The sequence below is a fragment of the Burkholderia sp. LMG 13014 genome, assembly GCF_905232215.1.
GTDB lineage: Bacteria > Pseudomonadota > Gammaproteobacteria > Burkholderiales > Burkholderiaceae > Burkholderia.
In genome coordinates this window covers 1-3,144 of sequence record NZ_CAJNKE010000656.1, presented here as the reverse complement: position 1 = coordinate 3,144, position 3,144 = coordinate 1, and the positions used below count along the sequence as shown (strand labels likewise).

General features: G+C 65.5%; 4 protein-coding genes. All 4 read left to right on the top strand.

The genetic code is table 11. The features are described from left to right. Positions 1-192 precede the first annotated feature (192 nt). Positions 193-1,014, top strand: a complete 822-nt coding sequence (locus tag JYJ84_RS32595) for an ABC transporter ATP-binding protein (RefSeq protein ID WP_122944229.1) — start codon at positions 193-195, stop codon at positions 1,012-1,014. Further along, entirely contained in the window at positions 1,011-1,778 is a 768-nt protein-coding gene (gene mlaE / locus JYJ84_RS32590) for a lipid asymmetry maintenance ABC transporter permease subunit MlaE (protein WP_122944230.1), read from the top strand. The genes JYJ84_RS32595 and mlaE overlap by 4 nt, the downstream gene beginning before the upstream one ends. Positions 1,779-1,802: 24 nt before the next feature. Then, positions 1,803-2,363, top strand: a complete 561-nt coding sequence (gene mlaD / locus JYJ84_RS32585) for an outer membrane lipid asymmetry maintenance protein MlaD (RefSeq protein WP_122944231.1) — start codon at positions 1,803-1,805, stop codon at positions 2,361-2,363. 30 nt (positions 2,364-2,393) lie between these two features. Next, a partial coding sequence (locus tag JYJ84_RS32580; protein ID WP_205189984.1) for a VacJ family lipoprotein occupies positions 2,394-3,144 on the top strand: 751 nt, incomplete at its 3' end.

Sequence of the window (3,144 nt, the reverse complement as noted above, 5' to 3'; positions counted from 1 at the left end):
GGCGTCGGCAGTGTCGCGGTGGTCAGTGCGGTGACGGGCGCGACCGACTATCGGACCGCCATTGCTGCATTGCAGCAATGCTTTCCCGGATAATTTGACAATCATTGACCGCAGGGGCTGAAGCGGCGTCACGACATCATTCCAAGGCAGGCCCTATAATTCGGCGTTCTGCGTAAAAGGACTGTCAGCTCCGTGAGCCCCACTCCTACCGAGACACTGCTGGAACTTCGCGACGTCGACTTTGGCTACGGCGACCGCCTCGTCCTGTCCAACCTGAACCTGCGCTTCGGGCGCGGGCAGGTGGTCGCGGTCATGGGCGGGTCGGGTTGCGGCAAGACGACCGTGCTGCGCCTGATCGGCGGCCTCGTGCGTGCGCGCCGCGGCCAGGTGCTGTTCGACGGCGCCGATGTCGGCGCGCAATCGCGCGACGGCCTGTACGCGCTGCGCCGCAAGATGGGCATGCTGTTCCAGTTCGGCGCGCTGTTCACCGACATGTCGGTGTTCGAGAACGTCGCGTTCGCGCTGCGCGAGCATACCGACCTGCCCGAAGACCTGATTCGCGACCTCGTGCTGATGAAGCTCAACGCGGTCGGGCTGCGCGGCGCGCGCGACCTGATGCCGTCCGAGGTGTCGGGCGGGATGGCGCGCCGTATCGCGCTGGCACGCGCGATCGCGCTCGATCCGCAGCTCATCATGTACGACGAGCCGTTCGCGGGCCTCGATCCGATCTCGCTCGGCATCACCGCGAACCTGATCCGCACGCTGAACCAGGCGCTGGGTGCCACGTCGATCCTCGTCACGCACGACGTGCCCGAATCGTTCGCGATCGCCGACTACGTGTATTTCCTGGCCAACGGCGGCGTGCTCGCGCAGGGCACGCCCGACGAACTGCGCGCATCGACCGATCCGAGCGTGCGGCAGTTCATCGACGGTGCGCCGGACGGCCCGTTCAAATTTCATTACACGAGCCCGCCGCTCGCAGCGGATTTCGGGCTCGGCGGAGGGCGCGCATGATCAGCGCGATCGGACGTTTCGTCATTGGCGGCCTAGAGCGCGCGGGCTACGGCACGCGGCTGTTCGTGCGCCTCGTGCTGGAATTCTTCCCGCTGCTGCGCCGGCCGCGGCTGGTCACGAAGCAGATCCACTTCCTCGGCAACTATTCGTTCGTGATCATTGCCGTGTCGGGGCTGTTCGTCGGCTTCGTGCTCGGCCTGCAGGGGTATTACACGCTGAACCGCTATGGTTCCGAGCAGGCGCTCGGCCTGCTGGTCGCGCTGTCGCTCGTGCGCGAGCTCGGGCCGGTCGTCACCGCGCTGCTGTTCGCGGGCCGCGCGGGCACGTCGCTCACGGCCGAGATCGGTCTGATGAAAGCCGGCGAGCAGCTCACCGCGCTCGAGATGATGGCGGTGGACCCGATCAAGAACGTGATCGCGCCGCGCATGTGGGCGGGCATCATTGCGATGCCGCTGCTCGCCGCGATCTTCAGCGCGGTCGGCGTGCTCGGCGGTTATATCGTCGGCGTCGTGCTGATCGGCGTCGATCCGGGTGCGTTCTGGTCGCAGATGCAGGGCGGGGTCCAGGTCTGGGCCGACGTCGGCAACGGCGTGCTGAAGAGCATCGTGTTCGGGTTCGCCGTGACCTTCATTGCGCTGTTTCAAGGGTATGAAGCGAAGCCCACGCCCGAGGGCGTGTCGCGCGCGACCACCAAGACGGTCGTGTTCGCGTCGCTCGCCGTACTCGGCCTCGATTTCCTGCTGACCGCGCTGATGTTCAGCTAAGCCTCAGCCAAGCCAAATTTTGGGATGACGATGAAAAAGACTGCTCTCGACTTCTGGGTCGGCCTGTTCGTGGTGGTGGGCTTCCTTGCGGTGCTGTTCCTGGCGCTGAAGGTCGGCAACATGAGCTCGCTGTCGTTTCAGCCGACCTATTCGGTGAAGATGAAATTCGACAATATCGGCGGGCTGAAGCCGCGTGCGGCCGTGAAGAGCGCGGGTGTCGTGGTCGGCCGCGTGAAGACGGTCGGCTTCGACACGAACACGTACCAGGCGCTCGTCACGATCGATATCGACGGCCAGTTCCCGTTCCCGAAGGATTCGTCCGCGAAGATCTTGACGTCGGGCCTGCTCGGCGAGCAATATATCGGTCTCGAGCCGGGCGGCGACACCGAAATGCTGAAGGCGGGCGATACGATCACGATGACGCAATCGGCGATCGTGCTCGAGAACCTGATCGGCCAGTTCCTGTACAGCAAGGCCGCCGACGCGGGCGGTGCGAAGCCGGCAGCCGGTGCGCCGGCCGCGCCTGCACCGGTGTCGGTGCCGGCATCGGCGGTGTCCGCCGCGTCCGGTTCGGCGGCTCAATAACCACACGAGAGAATACAGAGGGTAATGACCATGCAGACGATCCGCATCAGGCACGCCGCACTGGCGGTAGCGGCAGTCGCCGCGTTGAGCGGCTGCGCGACCGTGCAGACGCCGACCAAGGGCGATCCGCTCGAAGGCTTCAACCGGTCGATGTACAAGTTCAACGACACGGTCGATACGTATGCGCTGAAACCGGTCGCGAAGGGCTACCAGTACGTGGTGCCGCAGCCGGTGCGCGACAGCGTGACGAACTTCTTCTCGAACATCGGCGACGTCTACATCGCGGCGAACAACATCGTGCAGCTGCGGATCGCGGACGGTGTGGGCGACATCATGCGCGTCGTGATCAACACGGTGTTCGGCGTCGGCGGCCTGTTCGACGTCGCGACGATCGCGAAGCTGCCGAAGCACACGGCCGACTTCGGGATCACGATGGGCCGCTACGGCATGCCGTCGGGCCCGTATCTCGTGCTGCCGCTGCTCGGCCCGAGCACGCTGCGCGATACGGCCGGCCTGGGCGTCGACTACGTCGGCAACCCGCTGACCTACGTGAAGCCGGATGGCGTGAGCTGGGGCCTGTTCGGCGTCAACCTCGTCAACACGCGTTCGAACCTGCTCGGCGCGGGCGACGTGCTGGATGCGGCGGCGCTCGACAAGTATTCGTTCGTGCGCAACGCGTACCTGCAACGCCGCCAGATGCTGATCAGCAACGCACGCGGCGAGGCTGCCGCGACGTCGAGCAACGATGCGCTGCCGAAGTACGACCTGCCGGAAGACAGCG